This is a genomic window from Vibrio sp. HB236076, from assembly GCF_040957575.1.
Taxonomy (GTDB): domain Bacteria; phylum Pseudomonadota; class Gammaproteobacteria; order Enterobacterales; family Vibrionaceae; genus Vibrio.
Map to the genome: position 1 here is coordinate 1,649,753 of NZ_CP162601.1, position 22,922 is coordinate 1,672,674.

At 47.1% G+C, this 22,922-nt stretch carries 19 protein-coding genes; 10 read left to right on the top strand and 9 right to left on the bottom strand.

The window, feature by feature from the left end; all coding sequences use genetic code 11:
* Nucleotides 1–194: 194 nt before the first annotated feature.
* The 4 genes from sbcB to cdd all read left to right on the top strand — a co-directional run bounded on the left by sbcB (nt 195) and on the right by cdd (nt 3,972).
* Nucleotides 195–1,646 carry an exodeoxyribonuclease I gene (gene sbcB / locus AB0763_RS07270; RefSeq protein ID WP_306100083.1) on the top strand — a complete coding sequence of 484 codons (1,452 nt, stop codon included), beginning with the start codon at nt 195–197 and terminating at the stop codon, nt 1,644–1,646.
* A 244-nt stretch (nt 1,647–1,890) separates the two neighbouring features.
* A complete protein-coding gene (locus AB0763_RS07275; RefSeq protein WP_306100084.1) occupies nt 1,891–2,271 on the top strand; it encodes a CidA/LrgA family protein in 381 nt (126 codons plus the stop codon).
* A gap of 2 nt (nt 2,272–2,273) precedes the next feature.
* The gene (locus AB0763_RS07280; protein WP_306100085.1) at nt 2,274–2,963 is read left to right on the top strand and encodes an LrgB family protein; all 690 of its coding nucleotides are present in this window, start codon (nt 2,274–2,276) and stop codon (nt 2,961–2,963) included.
* A 121-nt stretch (nt 2,964–3,084) separates the two neighbouring features.
* The gene (cdd, locus tag AB0763_RS07285; RefSeq protein WP_306100086.1) at nt 3,085–3,972 is read left to right on the top strand and encodes a cytidine deaminase; all 888 of its coding nucleotides are present in this window, start codon (nt 3,085–3,087) and stop codon (nt 3,970–3,972) included.
* 151 nt (nt 3,973–4,123) lie between these two features.
* On the opposite strand, the gene AB0763_RS07290 is transcribed toward cdd, so the two are convergent.
* Complete coding sequence (locus AB0763_RS07290) at nt 4,124–4,774, bottom strand: thiopurine S-methyltransferase (protein WP_306100087.1); 651 nt, start codon at nt 4,772–4,774, stop codon at nt 4,124–4,126.
* 157 nt (nt 4,775–4,931) lie between these two features.
* Between AB0763_RS07290 and AB0763_RS07295 the strand changes: the two genes are divergently transcribed.
* Complete coding sequence (locus tag AB0763_RS07295) at nt 4,932–5,822, top strand: phosphoribosylglycinamide formyltransferase (protein WP_306100088.1); 891 nt, start codon at nt 4,932–4,934, stop codon at nt 5,820–5,822.
* Nucleotides 5,823–5,997: 175 nt separating this feature from the next.
* Here AB0763_RS07295 and ihfA read toward each other — a convergent pair whose 3' ends face one another.
* The 6 genes from ihfA to AB0763_RS07325 all read right to left on the bottom strand — a co-directional run bounded on the left by ihfA (nt 5,998) and on the right by AB0763_RS07325 (nt 12,611).
* A complete protein-coding gene (ihfA, locus tag AB0763_RS07300; protein WP_306100089.1) occupies nt 5,998–6,297 on the bottom strand; it encodes an integration host factor subunit alpha in 300 nt (99 codons plus the stop codon).
* 400 nt (nt 6,298–6,697) lie between these two features.
* Entirely contained in the window at nt 6,698–9,085 is a 2,388-nt protein-coding gene (gene pheT / locus AB0763_RS07305) for a phenylalanine--tRNA ligase subunit beta (RefSeq protein WP_306100090.1), read from the bottom strand.
* Between the two features lie 15 nt (nt 9,086–9,100).
* Nucleotides 9,101–10,084 carry a phenylalanine--tRNA ligase subunit alpha gene (gene pheS, locus AB0763_RS07310; RefSeq protein WP_306100125.1) on the bottom strand — a complete coding sequence of 328 codons (984 nt, stop codon included), beginning with the start codon at nt 10,082–10,084 and terminating at the stop codon, nt 9,101–9,103.
* A gap of 238 nt (nt 10,085–10,322) precedes the next feature.
* Complete coding sequence (locus tag AB0763_RS07315; RefSeq protein ID WP_306100091.1) at nt 10,323–11,084, bottom strand: class I SAM-dependent methyltransferase; 762 nt, start codon at nt 11,082–11,084, stop codon at nt 10,323–10,325.
* 341 nt (nt 11,085–11,425) lie between these two features.
* Nucleotides 11,426–11,971: a lipocalin family protein gene (locus AB0763_RS07320; protein ID WP_306100092.1), complete on the bottom strand. Its 546-nt coding sequence runs from the start codon at nt 11,969–11,971 to the stop codon at nt 11,426–11,428.
* A gap of 109 nt (nt 11,972–12,080) precedes the next feature.
* Nucleotides 12,081–12,611 (bottom strand): 3'-5' exonuclease, encoded by a 531-nt coding sequence (locus tag AB0763_RS07325; RefSeq protein WP_306100093.1) that lies wholly within the window; start codon nt 12,609–12,611, stop codon nt 12,081–12,083.
* Nucleotides 12,612–12,906: 295 nt separating this feature from the next.
* Here AB0763_RS07325 and AB0763_RS07330 point away from each other — a divergent pair, with 295 nt between their 5' ends.
* The 4 genes from AB0763_RS07330 to AB0763_RS07345 all read left to right on the top strand — a co-directional run bounded on the left by AB0763_RS07330 (nt 12,907) and on the right by AB0763_RS07345 (nt 19,562).
* Nucleotides 12,907–13,545 (top strand): DUF2760 domain-containing protein, encoded by a 639-nt coding sequence (locus AB0763_RS07330; protein ID WP_306100094.1) that lies wholly within the window; start codon nt 12,907–12,909, stop codon nt 13,543–13,545.
* On the top strand, nt 13,545–15,416 hold the full coding sequence (locus AB0763_RS07335) for an Hsp70 family protein (RefSeq protein WP_306100095.1): 1,872 nt from the start codon (nt 13,545–13,547) through the stop codon (nt 15,414–15,416). Before AB0763_RS07330 ends, AB0763_RS07335 begins: the two co-directional genes overlap by 1 nt.
* Nucleotides 15,417–15,458: 42 nt before the next feature.
* Nucleotides 15,459–18,263, top strand: a complete 2,805-nt coding sequence (locus tag AB0763_RS07340) for an Hsp70 family protein (RefSeq protein ID WP_306100096.1) — start codon at nt 15,459–15,461, stop codon at nt 18,261–18,263.
* Nucleotides 18,264–18,371: 108 nt separating this feature from the next.
* Nucleotides 18,372–19,562, top strand: coding sequence for a sugar transporter (locus AB0763_RS07345; protein ID WP_306100097.1), 1,191 nt, complete (start codon nt 18,372–18,374; stop codon nt 19,560–19,562).
* Nucleotides 19,563–19,784: 222 nt separating this feature from the next.
* Here the strand turns inward: AB0763_RS07345 and AB0763_RS07350 are convergent, their stop codons facing one another.
* The gene (locus AB0763_RS07350; protein ID WP_306100098.1) at nt 19,785–20,261 is read right to left on the bottom strand and encodes a Dps family protein; all 477 of its coding nucleotides are present in this window, start codon (nt 20,259–20,261) and stop codon (nt 19,785–19,787) included.
* 239 nt (nt 20,262–20,500) lie between these two features.
* Entirely contained in the window at nt 20,501–21,721 is a 1,221-nt protein-coding gene (locus tag AB0763_RS07355; protein WP_306100099.1) for an aromatic amino acid transport family protein, read from the bottom strand.
* 297 nt (nt 21,722–22,018) lie between these two features.
* On the opposite strand from AB0763_RS07355, the gene AB0763_RS07360 reads away from it, so the two are divergent.
* Nucleotides 22,019–22,846, top strand: coding sequence for a patatin family protein (locus AB0763_RS07360; protein ID WP_306100100.1), 828 nt, complete (start codon nt 22,019–22,021; stop codon nt 22,844–22,846).
* Nucleotides 22,847–22,922 lie beyond the last annotated feature (76 nt).

The following is a 22,922-nucleotide window of genomic DNA, read 5'->3' on the forward strand; positions in this document are numbered from 1 at the left end:
CCTTTGTTGTAGAATGGTAAAAGACTAACCACTGCCAGAGTAAATGTCTATCGAGACAGGAAATTTCCTGTTTACCTCTGCGTCTATTACAGTAAAATTGACTCATTCGTTTTGTGGCGCACGCAGTTGCGCTTTAGATGGCTGACCGTCTAAACACACAAACAACGCGTTTTATATTTCATTAAGGGGTTGATTTGGATAATAACCGAGCGCCATCTCCAGCGGATAACCGCGAGCAAAAGCCAACATTTTTTGTTTTTGATTACGAAACATGGGGCACCAGTCCCGCCAAAGACAGGCCGAGTCAGTTTGCGGGGATCAGAACCGATGAAGACTTTAACATCATTGGCGAGCCTGTTGTGCTGTATTGCAAACTACCCAGCGATTATTTGCCCAACCCAGAAGCGGCCTTGATCACCGGTATTACGCCGCAAAAAGCCCAACAAGAGGGCCTTATCGAAAGCGAGTTTATTGCTCGTATTCATCAAGAGCTTTCGACGCCCAATACCACCAGCTTTGGCTACAACAATATTCGTTTTGACGATGAAGTCACTCGCTATACGTGTTATCGCAATTTTATCGACCCCTATGCATGGAGCTGGCAAAATGGCAATTCTCGTTGGGATTTACTTGACGTGCTGCGCGCTTGTCATGCCTTGCGTCCTGAAGGGATAGAATGGCCAGAAAACGACGATGGCTTTACCAGTTTTAAACTCGAGCACCTTTCCGTTGCCAACGGCATTGAGCACGCGAATGCCCACGATGCCCTCGCCGATGTCATCGCCACGATAGAAATGGCCAAAAAAGTCAAAACGGCTCAACCTAAATTATTTGATTACTTTTTATCTATGCGCCACAAACGCAAGCTCAATGGTTTAGTCGACATCGTTAACATGACCCCCCTCATGCACGTGTCCGGCATGTTGGGCAGAGAATGTCAATACACCAGTTGGGTTGTGCCTATCGCGTGGCACCCAACCAATAACAACGCGGTCATCGTGGCCGACTTGGCTAAAGACCCATCGCCTTTACTTGAACTCGATGCACAGCAACTCGCCGAGCGACTTTACACCAAGCGCGATCAATTGGGCGATAAGTCACCTGTGCCGCTCAAATTGATCCACCTAAATAAGTGCCCGATTCTCGCCCCGGCCAAAACCTTGACCGCTGACAATGCCGCGCATATTGGCATCGATAGGCAGCAGTGTCTTGATAACTTAGCCCAGCTTCGCAAACACGCTGAATTGGTCAATAAAGTCGTTGACCTCTATTCAAACCAACCCGATTTTGCCGCTGATGATGACGTTGATAGTCAACTCTACCAAGGCTTTTTCTCCTCTGCAGACAAAGCGGCAATGTCGGTGGTTCGCACAACCCAACCTGAAAATTTAGAGGGCTTAGACATTCAATTTAGCGACCCGCGTTTAACACCTTTGTTGTTTCGCTATCGAGCGCGTAATTACCCAGCGAGCTTAAACCAGCAAGAACAAGAAAAGTGGGCCGAACACTGCCGTGAGCATTTTACTCATGCGTTACCGGATCACTTAGCGCGAATCGAACAATTAGTTCAGCAACACCACGATGACGAAAACAAGTTGGCGATCCTCAAATCCGTGTATCGCTATACCGAATCCATTGCATCGTAATACCGGTCTCACTACGTCGTTATGTCGCGACTTGGGTTTAAACATCCGATAACCGCGTTGAGAAAATCGCTTGTAGAATAACGCTTTACACTCTTTTTTATAAGAACACACAGCCGTCGTTCTCAAGCTTTTTTCAACGTTAGCATCAATGCTATACTCAGGGCGGTTTTTGCTTTGTTGAGTGCGCTAATGTTAAACGTTTGAGTCCATTATCCACTCTTTTTATCCAGAGGTTTGCTTCATCATGAGTCCTTATCGTCAAACCGCGTTGACTTTCATGCAATTTACCCGCTCCCTTGCGCTGATTTACGCCGCACTGGCGGTTGGCAATACCCTACAAACCTTGAGTAGTGTGGCTATTCCTGGCAGTGTTTTAGGGATGATCTTTTTGTTTGGGTTACTGGTCAGTGGCGTAGTACCGGTAGAGTGGGTCAAACCGGCAGCCAGCCTTTTCATTCGCTATATGGTGGTCTTGTTTATTCCCATTAGTGTCGGTCTTATCGATCACTTGCCCTTGTTACTCAACAATGCGGTGGGTATTTTAGCCAGCGCTGTGGGCGGCAGTGCCATTGTTATGGTGGTGTTGAGTCGCTTAGTTGATCACCTTCTTAAACAAAGGGCCTAAACATGTGGTTAATTGCAACCCTCCTCTGCTTTTGGCTCACTCGCGCTATTGCACAAAAAGTCAACCACCCGCTTACTAACCCGCTACTGCTGTCGTTGATCATCCTGATTAGCGCCTTGATGATCACTGCGACCGATTACAGTGTGTATCTGGCACAAAACCATTGGCTAGGAGACTTACTGCAACCCGCTGTGGTTGCTTTGGCTTACCCTCTATACGAACAGCTCAATCAAATCAAAGCTCAGTGGCGGATAATTTTGCTAACTTGTGCCCTTGGCAGCCTCCTTTCCATGCTCACTTCGCTGGTCATCGGTTTGTTGTTCCATTTAGATCTGTCTTTGATCGCGGCTTTATTGGGCAAATCGGTTACTACGCCGATCGCCATGGCGGTGGTGGGTGACCTTGGCGGAGAGCCCTCGATTGCCGCTATCCTTGTTGTGATTGTCGGTTTATTTGGCGCTGTTCTCGGTTACCCTATATATCGTCTGATCGGGATCCGCCACAGTCTGTCCCGGGGCTTGACCATGGGCAACGTCTCCCATGCGCTTGGCACAGCCACTTGCGCAGAAAAGAAACCGCAAGATGCGGCCTTCTCGTCACTGGCTTTGGTGCTATGCGGCATTATCACCTCGATTTTGGCGCCAAGTTTGTTTGCTTTTACGCTCTGGCTTGCACCATGGTTTGGTTATTAGCGTGACTTAATTCAAACTTTTTGTGTAACTACTGTAATTTAAATATTTTTTTGTGACCAGTTTCAATAAAAATATCGATGGGTTTTCTACAATGTAGTCATGTAATCGATAGGATGACGACATGACAGAACGATTTGATCACGCTTTACAACAAGCCAGCCCAGAACTTGCCGACGCACTAAGCCCAATCGTGAACGCGAAGAGTTTTGCCGGCGTCATAACCGCTCAACAATTTCAACAATTGAAACAAGCGACGAATCTCACCGACAGCGAGTTAACATTATCACTACTCCCTTTTGCCGCCATTGCCTCAAAACCGCCTATTTCTGATTTTAAAGTTGGCGCAATAGCAACCGGTGGCAGCGGTAATCTCTACTTTGGCGGAAACTTAGAGTTTGTCACTCAACAACTGGTCCAGACGGTTCACGCCGAGCAATCTGCCATTAGCCACGCTTGGATGAAGGGTGAAACGGACATTACTCATATTACCGTCAACTACACCCCTTGCGGCCACTGCCGACAGTTTATGAATGAACTCACCAGTGCCGCTCACTTAACGATACAACTGCCCAATAAACCCAAAGCCAGTTTACACACTTACTTACCTGATGCTTTTGGCCCCAATGATCTCAATATTAAGGCGCCTCTACTGTCGCCTATCGATCACGGTTATCAATTGCCTCAAGGTTCAGAGGTCGAGCAAGCGGCACTGCAAGCCTTTAACCGCAGTTATGCTCCCTATAGTGACAACATCAGTGGCGTCGCCATAGAGCTTGATGATGGGAGTATTTTCCAAGGTGCCTATGCAGAAAATGCGGCCTTTAACCCGAGCTTGGCACCACTGCAAATCGCGATAAACTTGCTTTGGCTGGCTGGTAAAGATGAAACGAAGATCAAAACTTGGTGTTTAATCGAAAGCGCTCAAGGGAAGATCCGCCATCAACAGGCCGCTCAACATACAATGGCTGCCATCAATACGCGATGTGAGTTTATTTATCACAGCTTGTGATTACACGGCAGGCTTTATTCGAAAATAGAGAAATGCGCCAGTTTGGCCTCTGGCGCTGATGGTTTTTAAGGGAGCTCAACCCGTCACTTATTCCAACCTAACTCGCTAACTGGCCCCCCTACTAGCGAGTTAAAAACTCGATAAAAAGGGATTACCCCTCAATCAACCACACGGTTTCAAACATAGACGTCAGTTGATTGGCTATGGCTTTTTTATCACTATTCACCCGGTCGTATTCGGCAAGTTTAGTAACTGTTTGCCCTTTAAAAAGCTTGCCGATTTCGGATTCGCCCACACTAAATGGCGGGCCATCCATTTGAGATTGTGGGTAATCTAAGCTTATCAACAGCACTTTCCCGCCTGGTTTTAACCAACGAAGCAGCGTTTGGCTATATTGCTGCCTTTGTTGTTCATCGAGTGCAATCAGCGCCGCTCGATCATAGATCAAATCAACGGGCTCAGTTGGAGCGGTGAAAAAATCGCCTTGGATCAATTCCACTTCGTCAAAGTGATACTTTTCGTGTTGGCCACTCAAGCTGTATACCATCGGAGTGTAAAACCGCTCAGCAAAATAGGCTCGTACCGCGATTTTGGTCAGTTCAACGCCAATCACTCGCTGATGACGCTCAGCTAACCAGTCGATATCTTCAGACTTACCACAAAGAGGAACCAACACGGTTTGCTCATACTCTGGCTCTAAGGCAGACCAATGTTGTGTTAATAGTGGGTTTGGGTCGGGCAAGTGAAAACCAATCTGATTACTGGCCCACTTTTCTTGCCAAAACGCATCATTCTGACTCATTTTTTACTCTCTGCTTACTTTGAAATACGCAAAAATGGTAAAACGTTCATATCAGAAAGACAATCGATAATCACGATGTAGATTGACGAAAATAATCAAGCTTGATGTGTTGTTACTTTAGCGTCCCCATTTAATCAACAACACCTAAGGAGAAGAAATGAGTGTATTTCTTCGACACAGCTTACTCTTGATGCTTGCCATGAGTGGTGGGAGCTTAGCATCGACTCCTCATATTCTTCCATCCAGTGTGACTCACGCACCGGGTGTGACACAGGGAGCAAGCCGCGGGCAACACACCGCAGTCACTCGACCAAGTTTAACCGCCCAACAAAGTCGACATTTTCAACAATCATTAAAAGCCCTCTACCGAATCGGCTACAATGATGGCCATACCTCACACGCCGGTGGGCAACTAGCAATAAGTTCGCAACACCAACCGGTCGAGACTTTAGACGCGTTGATGTCACTGGCGCCAACAGCACAAGATGAACTTGAGGGGCTGTTACTCGTTGTGTCACAACAAGCCAGAGTGAGTGCGATGATGGCGCCGATCAAAACATCACAACGCGCGCAGCAAAAAATCTCAGACAAATTACAAGGTGAAGCTCGAGGACTCACCGACATTGTCCGTGGCAGTTTAATCGCCAATTCCATTCCCGAGTTGGTGGCTAGTTTTGACGCCTTGTCGCAGCGCGCACAACTGGTTCAAATAAAAAACCGCTTTAAAAACCCCAAGCCATCGGGATATCGTGATATAAACCTACTGTTGCGCTTGCCTAGCAGTGACCTTATTGTTGAAGTACAGCTGCACTTAAACAAAATTTCTGCAATAAAAAATGGCCCAGAGCACGATGGCTATCAGAACATTCAGCGCATAGAGCGTACTGCTCGCGCAGAGAACCGTGCTCTGTCCATTCAAGAGCAAAATCAAATTGCTCAATATCGAAGCGGATCAGCGTCTTTATACCAAAAGGCTTGGCAAGGTTATTTGTCTGCCCCCTTGATGTTTTTGCTCGAAACGCCTCGATTACACGCGTCTACATCATAGGTGTGGGTTGCCAAACCTCAGGTTGCATGAGCCCTAAGCACGGCTCTGGGCACTCACATACGCTGGCAATAAGCACACCGAAATTGCCACCGAAGCGCTTCCATACAGCCTCGGTGGGCAGAAGCAAACCCGATTATTAAAAAGCACAAAGGCCACCTACATGGTGGCCTTTGTGTTATTCGTCAAGACTTTCAATTTGTTCAACCCGCGCTTTGAGCTTCTGCCCAGGCCTAAAAGTCACCACACGTCGTGCGCTTATCGGGATGTCTTCCCCTGTTTTAGGGTTACGTCCTGGTCTTTCGCTTTTGTCTCTTAAATCGAAATTACCAAAACCAGATAATTTAACCTGCTCGCCACTTTCCAATGCTTTTCGAATTTCCTCAAAAAACACCTCTACTGTATCCTTGGCGTCTCGCTTGCTTAATCCAAGCTTTTCAAACAGGTTCTCCGCCAAATCGGCTTTTGTGAGCGCCATAAACTTTCCTCAAAGCTGTGTTATACCAAGCTACTTTCAACAGTAGCGAAAACAGAAATACTTGCACAATCAATTAGATAAACATGTACAAAACCAAGTTTAAGCCAAGCTATTCATTATCGCCAACTTTTTCTTTGTGTTTTTGTGCGCACAGTCAGAAAAACACCTTTAAAATCGACCAGTTACTGATGATTTATACCAATATCACACAGTGCGAACACAAATTATACAGATAAAAAACCAGATATTTAAAAAATTACAGTATTAAATACCGTTTTAAATAATTGCTAATTTTTCTGACTTTATGACAAAAAAGTTATAATAACACGTTAATTTAGTTACAAAAAAAGCCCAGAGACAACTCTGAGCTTCAAACAATGAAATTCGCCTTGAGATGAGATTAATCTCTCAACTGGGCACCAAAGGCTTCTTTCGCGGCGAGGACAATCGCCTCGACGCTGTCGTTTATGTCGCTTTCTTCTAAGGTTTTGTCAACCGATTGCAAAGTCAGAGCAATCGCTAAACTCTTTTTACCTTCTCCAACCCCTTGACCGACATAGACATCAAATAAGTTAGCGTCTTTTAGCCATTGACCACCGGCTTCAAGGCAAGTGTTAACCACATCGCCAGATGGCACATTGTCATCAACCACAAGCGCTATGTCACGGCGGTTAGCGGGGAACTTAGAAACGGCAACCGCTTCAGGGATATCTCTATTATCGATGGCTTGCCATTCAATTTCAAAGGCAATCGTACGACCGTTAAGCCCGAGTTTGCGCTCCAATTCAGGGTGAACGGTGCCGATGATACCGACAGGCTCGCCATCTAACGTGATCATAGCGCATTGACCTGGGTGTAAAGCTGGGTGACTTGATGCCACGAATTCAAAGTCTTGACCACGTCCAGTCAGCTCAAGCACCGCTTCTAGATCGCCTTTAAGATCAAAGAAGTCAACGGTTTGGCTTTCTAACGTCCAATGCTCAGCACTGCGCTGGCCTGAAATGACCCCCGCCAGCATTGGCATTTGACTCATGCCATTTTCCGCTTCGTCACTGGGCACAAAACGCAAACCATACTCAAATAAACGCACACGGGATTGTTGGCGTTTTTGGTTGTGAACCACGGTGGTTAACAAACCTTGCAATAAGGTCAAACGCATTGCCGACATCTCGACAGAAATTGGATTTGGCAGTACCAGCGGCTCTACATCCGGCACAAACGCTTTTTGCAATTCTGGTTCAACAAAGCTGTAAGTAATGGCTTCGTGGTAACCGCGGTCAACCAATAAATCGCGTACGCGCTTTAATGGTAATTGACGCTCTTGATGAGGGTTCATTGAAAGCCCAGCCAAAGGCGCTTGATTCGGAATGTTGTCGTAACCGTAAATACGGCCCACTTCTTCGATCAAATCTTGCTCAATGGCAATGTCGAAACGCCAACTTGGGGCTGTCGCCTGCCAACCTTGCTCAGTGCTTTCTACAGTCAGACCAAGGCGCTGTAAAATCTCGACGACGTCGTGATCGGCAATGGCGTGGCCCAACAAGTCGTCCAATTTCTCACGACGCAGCGTGACCGTGTTCGCGACCGGTAAATCCGACGCAGATTCAACCCCAACCACAGGGCCGACTTCACCGCCACAAATGGACACCAACAAGGCCGTTGCACGCTCCATCGCTTGATGTTGCAACGTAAAATCAACGCCGCGCTCGTAGCGCATTGACGCATCGGTATGTAAGCCATAGCTGCGCGCGCGGCCGCGAATGGCATCCGGGCTAAAGAAGGCACACTCGAGTAGGATGTGTTGACTGTCTTGAGTCACACCTGAATGCTCGCCGCCAAAAATACCAGCTAAAGCCAAAGGCTGCTGCTGATCCGCGATCACCAAGGTCTCTTGGTTTAAGGTTACCTCATTGCCATCGAGCAACGTCAAGGTTTCGGCTTCTTTCGCCATACGTACGACAATATCGCCGTTGATTTTATCTAAGTCAAACGCATGCATCGGTTGACCCTGTTCGAGCAACACGTAATTGGTCACATCAACGACGGGGTCAATTGAGCGAATACCACAACGGCGGAGCTTTTCTTGCATCCACAATGGCGTTTGGGCTTTGACATTAACGTTTTTGATCACTCGGCCTAGGTAGCGAGGACAAGCATTGGCTGCTTGAACATCGATGTTTACCGCATCGTCGATACTCGTTGACACTGACTGGGTTTCTGGCTCAGTAACATCAAGGCGGTTAAGGACTCCCACTTCACGTGCAAGACCGCGAATGCTAAAGCAGTCTGCTCGGTTTGAGGTCAAATCGACATCGATGGTGACATCATCAAGCTTTAAAAAAGTACGTAGGTCTTGGCCAATCGGCGCATCTTGTGGCAATTCTAAAATTCCATCAGATTCGACATCAATACCAAGCTCAGTAAACGAGCACAACATACCGTGTGATGGCTGACCGCGCAATTTGGCCTTTTTGATTTTAAAGTCGCCCGGTAACACCGCCCCAACGGTTGCCACAGCAACCACTAGGCCTTGACGACAATTCGATGCCCCACACACAATATCAAGTAATTCGGCTTCGCCAACATCGACTTTAGTCACGCGCAATTTGTCTGCGTCTGGGTGTTGGCCGCACTCAACCACTTTACCGACTTTAACGCCGCTAAACTGACCCGCAACAGCAAGCACGTCATCAACTTCTAAACCTGCCATGGTAATTTGATGGGCTAACTGGTCAGTATTTACTTCAGGGTTGACCCACTCACGCAGCCAATTTTCACTGAATTTCATTAGTCTACCTCTGGATTACTTGAATTGTTTAAGGAAACGAAGATCGTTTTCGAAGAAAGCACGCAAATCGTTCACGCCATAACGCAACATCGTCAAACGCTCTACGCCCATACCGAAGGCAAAACCAGAGTATTTTTCTGGATCAATCCCAACACTGCGCAATACGTTCGGGTGTACCATGCCACAACCCAAGACTTCTAGCCACTTGCCATTTTTACCTTTCACATCAACTTCTGCCGATGGCTCAGTAAACGGGAAGTAAGAAGGGCGGAAACGCACTTCGAGATCTTCCTCGAAGAAGTTGCACAAAAAGTCATTTAAGATACCTTTCAACTGAGCAAAGTTGACTTTTTCTGCCACTAACATCCCTTCTACTTGATGGAACATTGGCGTATGAGTTTGATCGTAATCATTGCGGTAAACACGCCCAGGCGCAATAAAGCGCAGCGGCGGTTGACGCTCTTCTAAGGTTCGAATTTGCACCCCAGACGTATGCGTTCTAAGCATCAGCTTAGGGTTAAAGAAGAAGGTATCGTGATCGGTACGCGCCGGGTGGTCATCGGCAATGTTCAAGGCGTCAAAGTTGTGAAAGTCATCTTCAATCTCAGGCCCGGCTTCAACGGTAAAGCCTAGCTCACCAAAAAAGCTTTCGATGCGTTCAATGGTGCGAGTGACCGGGTGTAAACCACCGTTTTCCATGCGGCGACCTGCCAAGGTAACATCGATGGACTCTGCAGCCAGTTTTGCTTCTAATTCAGCGCGTTGCAACGCCTCTTTGCGCACGGCAATCGCTTGTTGTACCGCCCCTTTTGCTTTGTTGATTTCTTGGCCAGCAGTGCGGCGCTCTTCGGGTGGGAGTTTACCTAGGTTTTGCAATAGCGCGGTGAGCTCACCTTTTTTACCTAAGTATTGTACACGTACTTCATCAAGTGCTGTCAGTGAATCCGCCGCGTCGATGGCTGCGGTTGCACTCGCAATGATCTCTTCTAGATTTTGCATCATTTCCTCATCTACCTAGGGGTAGTGTCCATAAGGGATTTTACGGGTATTTTATTGGCACATATAGTAATAAAACCCGCCGCTAAAGCCAAATTGAATTGTTGTTAAAGGCACTTATTGGTGATAAATACAGCGAATCAGCTCGATTTTAATAGAAATCGAGTTCGTCAAACGCCGTAAAATGGCCTAGCGCATCGTTTGCAAGCGGATTTCACAAAAAGGCGTGGCTGCGGTGGGATTATTTTTTATACGCAATAAATCGAATTCTCATGTAATCGGCCTGCCAACCCAAGGTCGGTGAATATAATTGCGGCTTGAGCATAGCTTCAATTTGATCGAGAAAGGCCTCTCGGTCTGGCACAGGGATCAACACAAGCGCATCACTGGCAAACACGTTTAACCACGCTCGCATCCCCGCTTTGATCAACGTCGGCCTTGCGAGCAGTTCACAGCGCTCAACGATAAAGCCATGAGCAACTAAAAGTTGATAAAATTGCTCTTGCGTTGGGAAAAACCAAGGGGATTGATATTGACCCAACCCGGGGTTGAGGGTAAAAAAAGCGCGTATAGCGTCTTCGACCACGGCCAGGTTACCAACACCGCCAAGTTCCCCCACAAAGCGACCACCGGGTTTTAAACTCCGATAAACCCCGGATAACGCCGCGTGATAATTTGGCATGAAGTGCAGAGAAGCGTGGCTAAATACCGCGTCAAATTGGGACTGAAAATTCAAGGATTGACCATCCTGATGAAACACTTCAATGCCCTTTTCACATGCGGCCTCAACCATGGCAAGGTTGTTATCGACGCCGACGACCTTGGCGCCATATTGTTCAATCTGGTGACTTAACTGGCCATCACCACAACCCAAATCTAAAATCGTTTCCTGCGGTTGTGGGGCGAGCGCATCAATAACCTGTGTGCCGAGTTGACTAAATAATGTCAAGGTCTGAGGCTGATGTTGACCTTGTTGCCAAGCCTGCGAGTCAATTTTGCACATATAAAACCCCTAGCATAAAAACAGGCATTTAAACTAGCAAACATCGACGTATATTGCACGTAACACTAGGCCGTTGATGAATGATCGCTGAGTTTTTGACCACAGTCATGAGTTTGCTCAATAATAGTCAGAAGAGAGATATCTTAATTGGTATGATTGTTACCCTGATGATAGATTATCGGCACTCTCGCTGCGGTTTCATTAATCTACCTAGTTAACCGACGCTGAACTAACTGGTTAAGTAATACAAAGGGAAGCATCACTATCAGTTACCTACCCCAAGTGAATAAACTCAATAGACTTGGGGCACATTAGCCAAGGTAAACCACCGGCAAACAAGATCATTCAATCAAGGCTTGGATCCGCTCTTTCGATTGTTTGGGGTAGATTAATTGCTCGCTGGCAAAGCCCAGCTTTTCGGCTTGTTGGCGAAATCGCTCAAGTAAACTTTCGGGTACGGTCGGGGTTCGAGATAACAACCACAAGTAGTCGTGATTAGGACCAGAAACAAAAGCGTATTGATAATCTTCTCTATCGAGTTCAAACACAATATAAGAGCCGTAGAACGGCCCAAAGAACGAGACTTTAAGATGGCCATCGTGCTCTTGGTTGACAAAATACGCTTTGCCTGTGGCTTGCTTCCACTCTTGCTCATTGCGATCATAGCCACGATTGATTACCTGAAGACCACCGTCTTCACGAACTTGATACTCGGCGGTCACATAATCAAGGCCGCGTTCAAAGCTGTGATCCAGCCGAGCAATCTCATACCACTGCCCGACATAACGCTCTGTATCTATGTGTTTGACGGGCTCCACTTTTTCAGGGATCCCAGTACAAGCTTGCAACCATAACGCCAACAAGGTGATGGTGAAAATTTTTTTCATCGTAAGCGCTCCTTTTAAAATCAAAGTTAGCATAACATTGTTTTGTGACAGTGCGATATGTGGCAATGACCAACCGACGTGGTAAGCATGCCGAAACGACAAGCTGGTGTTAAAGTATCTTTAAAGCCAGCATCGCCAAATTGTGCGCGTCAACATACGCGCTGTGTTGTCGACCTTGCCACTCGATACCCAGAGACTCTTGCGCCTGACGATGGCCGATGCGCTTTTCTTTGCTCCGTTGCTTGATCAAAAACAGCACTGATAAGTTGAGATACTCAACAAACGGCAAATCAATCCCTTTTTGCTGACACTCTTGTTGCAAAATCAAATCATCACGTCCCCAACAAGCAAAAATTTTATTGGCACCACCAAAGTTTTTGACCACCGATTGGATCACCGCTGCCAATGGCCGCCCTTGCTTTGCCACCGTTTTTGGTGTGATCCCCGTTAATTGAGTACAAAATGGTGAAATAGGGTCTTGTTCAGGTTTGACGTAATATTGTGCTCTTTTCACGATTTTTTCGTTGACTAAATCAATTTCTGCTAAGCCAAACTCAATGATTTCTCCTGTTGTTCCTTTGCCATTTTCGTTCCAGCAACACATTTCGAGATCAAAACAAACGATGCGAGTATGGTTCATGATTGAGAGTTTCGCTTTATTTAAAAACAGCAAATGCTAGCCCAATCGCATCCCGTTGTATAGTCTCAGTGCTTGCATCGCATCCCCTTGCTCAAGATAGCATCAACGCTAAACAATAAAGTTCGCCCTTTTAACCCTCACAATGAACAAATAAGCAGCGAAGCGGATAAACTAGCACCAGTTATGTCATAAAAATTACAGCCTTAGTGATTCTCTATGCTAGAATTTTGGCAAAATTGAATTTGATAACCGTTGCCTTCGCGACGGTACCTACTTTTATGACGGGAATGATTTTATGAATGTTGATCTGCAATTAATGCCCACAACGTTTGATCTCTTACACGCGATTTTAACCGCGCTCACAGTGTTCGCCGTGTTAGCACTAATACTAAAACGCCCGAAAACCATTGAAACCGTGGTTGAGAAGCCGGTTGAGAAAGTGGTCGAACGACAAGTTGAAGTCCCGGTTGAAAAAATAGTCGAAGTCGAAAAAATAGTCGAAGTTGAAAAAGTGGTTGAAAAGGTCGTGGAAGTGCCGAGCAATGTGACCACGACTAACAGTGACTCCGCTTTGCAACTGCTGAGTTTACTGCAAAAAGAAGCGCGTTTTGTTGACTTTTTACAAGACAGTGTTGATGGCTTTAGTGATGAAGAAGTCGGCGCAGCAGCTCGAGTTATCCATGCCGGAGGCCAAAAAGTGCTCAAGCAATACTTTACCTTAGTGCCAATTCGCCAAGAAGACGAAGAAACCCGCATCACTGTCGAAGCTGGCTTTAACCCACAAGCCATAGCGCTTTCAGGTCAATTACACGGTGAGCCGCCATTTAACGGCACCTTAATTCACAAGGGCTGGCAAGTTGAAAACGTAACATTACCACAACTGACGGCCAGTTATGATACTCGTATCTTGGCGCCAGCAGAGGTTGAATTATAATGTCTGAACATGTTTACACGGTTGGTATTGACCTTGGCACCACCCACAGTGTGGTCTCTTATATCGACAACCAAAGCGACGATAAGCAAGTCCACATCTTGCCTATTACGCAATTAAGTGCCCCTGGTCAAATCGAGCAGCGCTCACAACTCGGGTCGTTTCTTTATCAAGCTCACGACAGTGAAATCGATCCTCAAGCACGCCAATTGCCCTGGTCAGAACATTCACCATTGGTTGGTGCGATCGCTCGCAATATGGGCACTAAAACGCCGCTTCGCTTGATCAGCAGTGCCAAATCTTGGCTTTGCCACGCCGGCGTCAATCGGCGTGATCCTTTACTTCCTGTTGGGGCAAGTGAAGATATTGACAAAGTGTCCCCCCTCAAAGCGACCGAACTTTACCTTGCTCACCTCGTGGCGGCCTGGTCTCATCAGTTTCCACAACACCCCCTGAGTGAGCAATCCGTCACGATCACCGTACCGGCCTCATTTGATCCGGCGGCACGAGATCTCACCGCCGAAGCCGCTCGTAATGTTGGCTTGACTCAATTTACGTTACTGGAAGAACCGCAAGCTGCGCTCTATCGCTGGATTGAACAAAGTGGTGACGACTGGCGCGCTCAACTTGAACTTGGCGATACTGTATTAGTGGTCGATATTGGTGGCGGGACCACCGACTTATCCTTGGTTCAAGTCAGTGAAGATGAGGGCAATTTACAACTCGATCGCATTGCGGTTGGCGAACATATTTTGCTCGGTGGCGACAATATGGATCTCGCCTTAGCCTATCGCCTCAAAGCAAAATTGGCACAAGAAGGCAAAGCTCTGCAGCCTTGGCAAATCCAAGCTATGACTCACGCCTGTCGCGATGCCAAAGAAGCGCTTTTGATCAACACAGAGCAACACAGTGTGCCCATTGTGGTCCCAAGCCGTGGCTCTAAGTTACTCGGGGCAGCGTTAAAAACTGAATTAACTCGAGACGAGGTAACACAAACCCTTGTGGAAGGCTTTTTCCCCCAAGTGTCGGTCAGTGAGCAACCACAGCAGCGCCCGCGCGGGGCATTGACTCAAATTGGTTTACCTTATGCACAAGATGCGGGGATAACTCGCCACATTGCCGCTTTCCTCACCAAACAAGGTCAATCCGATACTGAAGACCCAATGGCGGCCTTTGCCAACTTCCCTGGTATGGATGATGGCGCGGCGCACAGCGTCGACTTTATGAAACCAACGGCCATTTTGTTCAACGGCGGTGTACTCAAAGCACCAATTCTAGCGCAGCGGTTGCTGTCGGTGATCAACCAATGGTTAACCGACAGTCAAGCTCCAGAACTCAAAGTGTTATCTGGCAACGATCTTGACCTTGCTGTCGCCGGTGGCGCCGCGTATTACGGCCAAGTCCGCCAAGGCCAAGGTGTTCGCATTCGCGGCGGACTGGCCTCGAGTTACTACGTGGGTATTGAGAGCTCTCAACCGGCGGTACCGGGTTTACCAGCCCCACTAGAAGCCATGTGTATTGCACCATTTGGACTTGAAGAAGGCAGTGCCATCGAAATAACCTCGCAACCTTTTGGTTTGATCATTGGCGAACCGGTGTCTTTTCAATTTTTTGCATCGACCACTCGTCAAGCGGATCACGCAGGAGATCATCTAATGGATTGGCAAGACGACGAATTAGTCGAAATGCCGAGCTTACAAGTGACGCTGCCTACCGGTGAAGGTCGAGTCCAAGGTCAAATTGTACCTGTAACGTTGGCAACCAGTATCACCGAACTTGGCACCTTAAAACTCGAGGCCATTGCCAGTGACAATCAACAACGTTGGCAAGTTGAATTTGAAGTGCGCGACACGGGTTCAGCGACTCAAGCATAACCATTATCGGCATCTTAGGATGCCGTTTTTTTAGGAGGCTCTATGGCTCGTTTTTTGGTTGGCATCGATTTAGGTACGACAAATATCGTTGTCGCCTACAGTGAGATCACCGCTGATTTACGTCACTCAGCGGTGAACCTATTTCCCATTGATCAATCCATCGGTCCAGGTGAAGTGGTAAGACGCCCCCATCTGCCCGCTTTTCGCTATCACCCTGCAGCGCAACAATTTCATCCAGATCACCTCGCCCTACCCTGGTCACAAACAAGATTAGAGGGCGATCTTGAACAAGTGATCATCGGAGAATGGGCCCGTGAGCTTGGCAGTAAAAGTGAGGGGCGCTTAGTGGCCAGTGCAAAAAGTTGGCTTTCGCACGATGCCATTGACCGTCAAGCTGACGTACTGCCATGGGGAAGTGATGAATCGATCGCTAAGACCTCACCAGTAACCGCTACGGCAAGCTACTTACACCACATTCGAATGGCGTGGAACTTTCATCACCCAAGCGAACCTCTTGAGCAACAAGAGTTAGTGATCACCGTACCCGCCTCCTTTGATGAAACCGCTCGAGCTTTGACCATAGAAGCGGCTCAACGCGCTGGGCTTAAGGACATTATCTTACTCGAAGAACCCCAAGCGGCATGCTATCACTGGGTAGAGCAACATCAAGACCAAGCCGGTGATTTACTCAAAGACGTACCATTAACACTCGTGGTCGATGTTGGTGGTGGGACCACGGATTTCAGTTTGATCCGCGCCTCATTTGGTCAAGGACAACTCGCCATTGATCGCATCGGGGTTGGCGATCACCTCATGCTTGGCGGTGACAATATCGATTTGGCGCTGGCTCACTTTGTCGAACGCGACAACCCCAAACGCGGTCAGTTAACCGCGGCAGCCCTCACCCGTTTGATCCAGCAAACCCGCCGAGCCAAAGAAAACTTGTTGCAATCGCAAGCGATCCAACACACCAAAGTGACAACCCTTGGCAACAGCTCTAAATTGCTTGGCGGCAGCAAAAGTGTGACACTGTCACAAGAGGACGTAAAGAAAATCGCCCTCGACGGTTTTTTTCCTTTCATTGAGCTCAGCGAACAACCCACTCAAAAGCGCAATGCCGTGGTTGAATTTGGCTTGCCTTTTGCTCACGACCCTTGTATCAGCAAACACATTGCCGCCTTTATTCAGCAGCATCAATCCGCTTGTCAACACGCCCTTGGTACCGATCAACCCTCCGAACAAGATCCCGTGATCCCAATGGGACTGTTACTCAATGGTGGCGTATTCAACAGCCCATTGATTGCAAAGCGCGTCGAGCAGCAATTAGCGATATGGCGACAAGGCCCTATTACCATTTTACACAATGATCACCCCGATCACGCAGTGGCACTGGGTGCCGTCTCTTTCGCTAAAGCGAGACGCGGTGCGCAATTGAAGATTGGCGGCGGCGCGCCGCGATCTTATTTTTTGCACCTACCGAGTAAAAAGGGCCTTGGCCAAGCGGTTTGCGTATTGGCCAAAGGCACTGAAGAAGGTCAAGCACATCGCCTGTCACAGCGTCGTTTCGCCCTGACCCTTGACCAACCCGTGCGCTTTAATATCCTGACCTCGACCAAAGATGACATAGACAATAAGCCGATTCAAACGGGTGCCTTGTTTGAGGTTAGCCCTGGTGAATTCCAACCTCTTCCCCCCTATGTCCTTGAGCTTGAAGCACAACAAAAAATGGTCAAGCAGGTCAATCAAAAACATCGCGAACAGGTTATCTTGTCCACCCAACTCACCGAAGTTGGCAGTTTGACGTTGAGTTGTATTCAAGTTGAACCGCCGCATCAAGAGTGGCAGCTCAATTTTGAGATCCGAAAACAAACGGAACAAACCTTTGCGCCTACTCACCAAACCCCGGGATTAGACAGCGCACTCGAGCAAATTATCACCTTCTACAGCGGCAATAAAAAAAGCATCGATGCTAAACAAGTCAAAGGGTTAAGTAAGTTTCTGGATAAATCACTTGGCGATAAAGAACAATGGGACAGTACAACGCTGCGGGCGATCACTGATGCTCTATTACAAGGTAAAAAACGTCGTCGCCGCTCAGATCCTCATGAAAAACAATGGTTGCGATTGGTAGGCTTTGGGTTACGCCCTGGTTTTGGCGATCAACTCGACCCTTGGCGCGTCGAGCAGTTATGGGCACTTTACCCGCAAGGGCTACAGTTTGCCGATCAACAAGGATGGAGTGATTGGTGGAATTTATGGCGCCGTGTCAGTGGAGGATTAGATCAGGAGCAACAAGAACAGATACTCGCCGACCTCGCTCCCTATCTTCACCCCGGCGCCGTTAACCATAGCAGTGGCAGTCAAAAATCTCACCAGCGCGGTTATGAAGCTATGGTAAGACTGGCTGCGTCTCTAGAACAACTCGAGGTTGAAGACAAGACATTACTTGCCACTTGGTTTTTTAAACGCGCTACCAATATGAACCAATTCCAACAGGCACACTGGTGGGCATTTGGGCGATTGGCCACACGCCACCCGTTATACGCCAGCCAGCATAAAGTCATCGCTGCCAAGCACGTGGAGCAATGGCTATCCGTCTTACTCAACCAAGATTGGTCAACAGAACCCATGATGGCTTACGCTGCTGTCATGGCCTGTAGGCCACTTGGCGATCGCAGTTTAGACGTTAGCGCCACGCTCCTCGACCAAGTGTCGAGTAAGCTCAAACAACACAAAGTGCCGCAAAGTTGGCATACCTTGTTAATGACCCAAGGAAAACTGTCCTCGCAGGAGTCACAAAAGCTTTATGGCGATAGCCTACCGGCAGGGTTAATTTTGATTGATTAAGCTAAAATGATGAGCGGCAGAAATAATTTGATTAATTTTTTGTGCCGCTCTTCACAGATTTGCTAAAAAGAGCGACAATATCGGCTCTTTTTCTCAATATGAACGACCATGACTTCAACTCAAACCGCCACGGCGTCACCTTCTCGTCAGCAACAATACCTACAAGTGTTAATGCTGGCATTCAGTGCGTTTATTTTTAACACGACGGAGTTTGTCCCCGTCGGTCTGTTAACCGATATTGCCAGTGATTTTGCCATTACCCCGGCTCAAGCGGGCTGGATGTTATCCATTTATGCTTGGATTGTGGCGGGTTTATCACTACCGCTGATGTTGTTAACCAGCAAAGTCGAGCGTAAGACCTTACTCTTATCGATTTTTACCCTGTTTACTCTCAGCCATGTTCTTTCGGTATTTGCCTGGAATTTCACCGTGTTGATCATCAGTCGCACTGGTATTGCCATTGCGCACGCGATTTTTTGGTCTATTACAGCTTCCATTGTTCTGAGAGTCGCGCCAGCGGATAAAAAAACATTCGCTCTTTCTGCTTTGGCTACGGGTACCTCATTAGCCATGATATTGGGTGTGCCTCTTGGCCGCTTTGTCGGCCAATGGCTCGGATGGCGATTTACTTTTGCAGCGATTGCCGTGATTGCCTTAGTGATTTTATTGGCTTTGTACAAGTTGCTGCCAAAATTACCAAGCCTGTTTAATGGCTCAGTAAAAACCGTTCCTCAGATATTCAAAAACAGACAGTTGCTCGGTTTGTATTTATTTATCTTTATTTTATTTACTGCCCACTACCAAAGTTACAGCTATATCGAACCTTTTCTAAATCAAGTCGCCAACATCAGTAACAATAGCACCACTTTTTTACTCTTGATGTTTGGTATTGCGGGTATTGGTGGTAGCGTGTTGTTTAACTTTTTTGGTGAGCGACACAACACGCGCTTGCTGATGATCTCGATCGTCATTTTATGTCTCTCGACTGGCCTTTACCTGGTCAGTGCAACTCATTTTAGCAGCCTAATTGTGATTTCTATGGTCTGGGGCACGTCACTGATGACCATACTGTTAACCATGCAAAGCAAGGTCTTGGCCATTAACCCCAAGGCGGCAGACTTTATCATGTCGATGTTTTCTGGGATCATCAATTTGGGCATCGGTGCAGGGGCTTTTATTGGTGCACAAGTATTGCAATACCAAGATGTGAGTATGATCGGCTATGTGAGTGCCGCGATTGGGTTTATCGGTTTGGTGCAACTCAGCGCGCTTTTATATCGCCACCCTTCACTGCGTTAATAATGCATGCAAACCAAGAGCAAGGAGACAACGAGCGTATAAAATAGCGGGTTGATGGGCTCTGGTATTAAGCCCGCTGTGCCATTTTCACTGATTTATTTACCTTCCTGTCTCATCCTCTTCGCACCAACGAAAAAAAGCCGCTCAATCAATGAGCGGCTTTATCATTTTTACACGGTGAACGCGAATGAAACCATTCAGTCGCCACGTTCACTCAACACATTAGTGAAGGTATGCGTTGAGCATCCAAAGCAACTTTTCTTGCTCGCGGATGTAGTCACCCATTTGCGCTGCTGTGCCTTCGTCGTCAGCTTCGCCTGCTAGACCAAGAATAACACGCTCTTTTTGAATTAAGGTAGAAAAGCCTTCAACTAGACCTTTGACACACTCTTTACCGTTAGAGACGTTAATTGCTTCTTTAATTTCGCTCACTTCAACGTAACGCGTGAAAGCGTGGTCAGGCACGTGGCCAAGCGTCAATATGCGCTCTGCGATTTCATCAACTTGAGTGAGGAGATCGGTGTAGATTTCTTCAAACTTCGCGTGCAATTCAAAAAATTGCTCACCTTTAACGTTCCAGTGGTAACCACGAGTGTTCATGTACTGCACTTGGTACAATGCCAATAAGTGATTAAGCTCTTTTGCCAAAACGTTCACTTTTTCTTGGTCAAGACCAATCATGTTTGATTCACTGCTCATTTAGCCCCCTATTTAAGAACAATAAGTTATTCATTTATTTTGAAAAACATTATATCTAATATGGTTTTTTTACCACAGATGGTTATAGCTATCACAATAATAGATTCTGACAATCAGGCAAGTGATTATTGTCAATTTTTGTTTAACCTTCGTGCGACCGCTTAGCAAACCACCGATTTATTTCTGATGATACTCAATTCGTGTCGCCGTCATAACGACATTCTCCCTTACGGAAAATATCATACGTTAAGATAGCCGCTGCTGATCATCAACTGAATGGCAATCACCCCAAGAGCGCAGGTCCCTGCTAACCATAAACTGAACTTACCGCCTTTGACCTGGTAAACATCTTGATGTGTTGTTCTTTGGACGAGCACATTTTTACTGTAGCGCACTCGATAGACCATAATAACAGGAAAGATCACCGCTAATAGAGCCAGCGCAATGGCGGCATACCCCAACGCACGAATAAAACCTTGCGGGTAATACAGCGCAAAAAAGCAAGGAGGAGCGAAAGTGATCAAGAGCGGCATCAGTTTCGAAGCCCTGGTTTGTCCACGCCGTAAACTGTCCTGAATATATTCAAATAAACCCAGACTCACGCCCAAAAACGATGTCAATAACGCCACATCGGCAAACAAAGACACCAACTGTTGTAGGCGATGGGTACCCACTTGCTGAGTAAGTTTCGCAATAAAAGCGCTTAATTGGCTTTGTTCCACTATGGTGGCTTGCGAGACAGCGCCCAATGTTACCCCTTGCCACAGCACATAAAGCAGCAATGGAATCGCGGAGCCGAATACCATGACTCGGCGTAAAGCCGCGGTATTGCCCTCTAAGTATTTGACCACGGCGGGTATGCTGCCGTGAAAACCAAATGAGGTAAATAGCACAGGGATCGCGCTGATCACTAAACCTTGCTCTACCGGCATTGAAAATAAATACTGGCTATGTACGTCGGGTAATAATGCCCAGACCACGACCGACAACAGCACTAATTTGAGCCCGAATAACACCCGGTTGATTTTGTCAACCATGGCGGTACCAAGTAAAATCATCCCCGCAACACACGCCGTAAACAACACGGTAATACTGGTTTTTGACCCAAAGTCAAATCCCCATTCAAGCCATTTTGTCTGCAGTTGTTCACTGCCCCCGGAAATATAAGCGGCACACAAAGCGTAAAACAGCATCAACATGGTCAAAGACACCACTTTTTGCCCCTGACGTCCTAAAAACAAACCGGCTAATTGATGTAACGTCGCATTGATATCCGCATGTTGGTGCAATTCAATCATCAAACAAGCGCTAAAAAGCATTAATAACCAAAGACACAACAGCATCAAAGTTGCGGTGGTAAATCCCATAGCCGCTGAGGCCAATGGCAGTGCAAGCATACCGGCTCCGACCGTGGTGCCAGCGATGATTAACGTGCTGCCAAGCACTTTAGACTTAAACATAAATGTACACTAATTTTTACACACGCTCTGTGCAATACAAAAGAAAGGCGCCATTATAGGGTTGATCGTCACTAACTCAAGGCGTATCAGCATTTATTTTTTACACGATTGTTCATTTTTTCTTACAACTCGATTCTACTCGGCAGCACCTTAAGTCACCCAGTGCATTGACCGACCATAGGTTGCTGCTCGCCTTGTCTTTGATGGTTTTATCAATCGCTGTAATAGTGACAAAGCATTAGCTGTTGAGCCAATCATTTGTTTTCATAAGGACAACAATTTTGATTGATGAGGTGTATGGTGACTAAGCAAGCGTTAGTGGTTGAAGGCGGGGCAATGAGAGGCGTTTTTGCCAGTGGCGTGTTGGACAGCTTTTTAGAACACGATTATGACCCGTTTGATTTTTACATGGGTGTGTCTGCTGGTGCTTCAAACTTAATTGGCTATCTCGCCAACCAACCCAAACGCAGCATCAATATTATTACTCAGCTTGCCACTGACAAACAGTTTTATAACCCAACGCGATTTTTACGGGGTGGCGATTTAACCGACGTGCATTGGTTAGTGGAGCAGTCTTTTCAACAATATCCGATTGACCTGCACTGCTTCAATCAAAAATCTCCTCTGTATGCCACCACCACCAATGTTCAAACCGGTTTGGCTGAATACCATAGAGTCAATGCCGACAATCTGCAACAAACCATAGAGGCCACCAGCGCCCTGCCCATTGCCTATAAGACCCTACCTGCCCTTAACGGTCAATGCTACAGCGACGGCGGGGTGGCCGACTCGATTCCAGTACAAGAAGCCTACCGGCGCGGCGCCAAATCCATCACAGTGATATTATCGCGTCCGCAAACGGGTAAAAAACCCAGCGCAAGTAATCCTTGGTTGTGGCGCCGTCTATTTCATCGCTATCCGGAGTTAGCGACGGCCATGATCAACCGTGCAAAACGCTATCAAGAGTCTTTAGATTTCATTCAGTCCCCCCCTAAAGACTGCCAGATCAAGGTGATTTCACCAAACAGTGATTTCAAAGTGAAGCGTTTAACTATGAAGACCGCTTTACTAGAACGCGGTTATCAACAAGGATTGCAACGCGGCTTGGCCTATTTAGATTCATAATCTTGCCAAGAAAAGTCCTTATTAAATTTAGGTGTTTTGCCCAGATAAAAGCAGGTATAATATCGCCCTTATTTTT

Coding starts and splice junctions, on each gene's coding strand:
- AB0763_RS07275 (WP_306100084.1), top strand. CDS start 1,891: ATGAGTCCTTATCGTCAAACCGCGTTGACTTTCATGCAATTTACCCGC.
- AB0763_RS07280 (WP_306100085.1), top strand. CDS start 2,274: ATGTGGTTAATTGCAACCCTCCTCTGCTTTTGGCTCACTCGCGCTATT.
- cdd (WP_306100086.1), top strand. CDS start 3,085: ATGACAGAACGATTTGATCACGCTTTACAACAAGCCAGCCCAGAACTT.
- AB0763_RS07290 (WP_306100087.1), bottom strand. CDS start 4,774: ATGAGTCAGAATGATGCGTTTTGGCAAGAAAAGTGGGCCAGTAATCAG.
- AB0763_RS07295 (WP_306100088.1), top strand. CDS start 4,932: ATGAGTGTATTTCTTCGACACAGCTTACTCTTGATGCTTGCCATGAGT.
- ihfA (WP_306100089.1), bottom strand. CDS start 6,297: ATGGCGCTCACAAAAGCCGATTTGGCGGAGAACCTGTTTGAAAAGCTT.
- pheT (WP_306100090.1), bottom strand. CDS start 9,085: ATGAAATTCAGTGAAAATTGGCTGCGTGAGTGGGTCAACCCTGAAGTA.
- pheS (WP_306100125.1), bottom strand. CDS start 10,084: ATGCAAAATCTAGAAGAGATCATTGCGAGTGCAACCGCAGCCATCGAC.
- AB0763_RS07315 (WP_306100091.1), bottom strand. CDS start 11,084: ATGTGCAAAATTGACTCGCAGGCTTGGCAACAAGGTCAACATCAGCCT.
- AB0763_RS07320 (WP_306100092.1), bottom strand. CDS start 11,971: ATGAAAAAAATTTTCACCATCACCTTGTTGGCGTTATGGTTGCAAGCT.
- AB0763_RS07325 (WP_306100093.1), bottom strand. CDS start 12,611: ATGAACCATACTCGCATCGTTTGTTTTGATCTCGAAATGTGTTGCTGG.
- AB0763_RS07330 (WP_306100094.1), top strand. CDS start 12,907: ATGAATGTTGATCTGCAATTAATGCCCACAACGTTTGATCTCTTACAC.
- AB0763_RS07335 (WP_306100095.1), top strand. CDS start 13,545: ATGTCTGAACATGTTTACACGGTTGGTATTGACCTTGGCACCACCCAC.
- AB0763_RS07340 (WP_306100096.1), top strand. CDS start 15,459: ATGGCTCGTTTTTTGGTTGGCATCGATTTAGGTACGACAAATATCGTT.
- AB0763_RS07345 (WP_306100097.1), top strand. CDS start 18,372: ATGACTTCAACTCAAACCGCCACGGCGTCACCTTCTCGTCAGCAACAA.
- AB0763_RS07350 (WP_306100098.1), bottom strand. CDS start 20,261: ATGAGCAGTGAATCAAACATGATTGGTCTTGACCAAGAAAAAGTGAAC.
- AB0763_RS07355 (WP_306100099.1), bottom strand. CDS start 21,721: ATGTTTAAGTCTAAAGTGCTTGGCAGCACGTTAATCATCGCTGGCACC.
- AB0763_RS07360 (WP_306100100.1), top strand. CDS start 22,019: ATGGTGACTAAGCAAGCGTTAGTGGTTGAAGGCGGGGCAATGAGAGGC.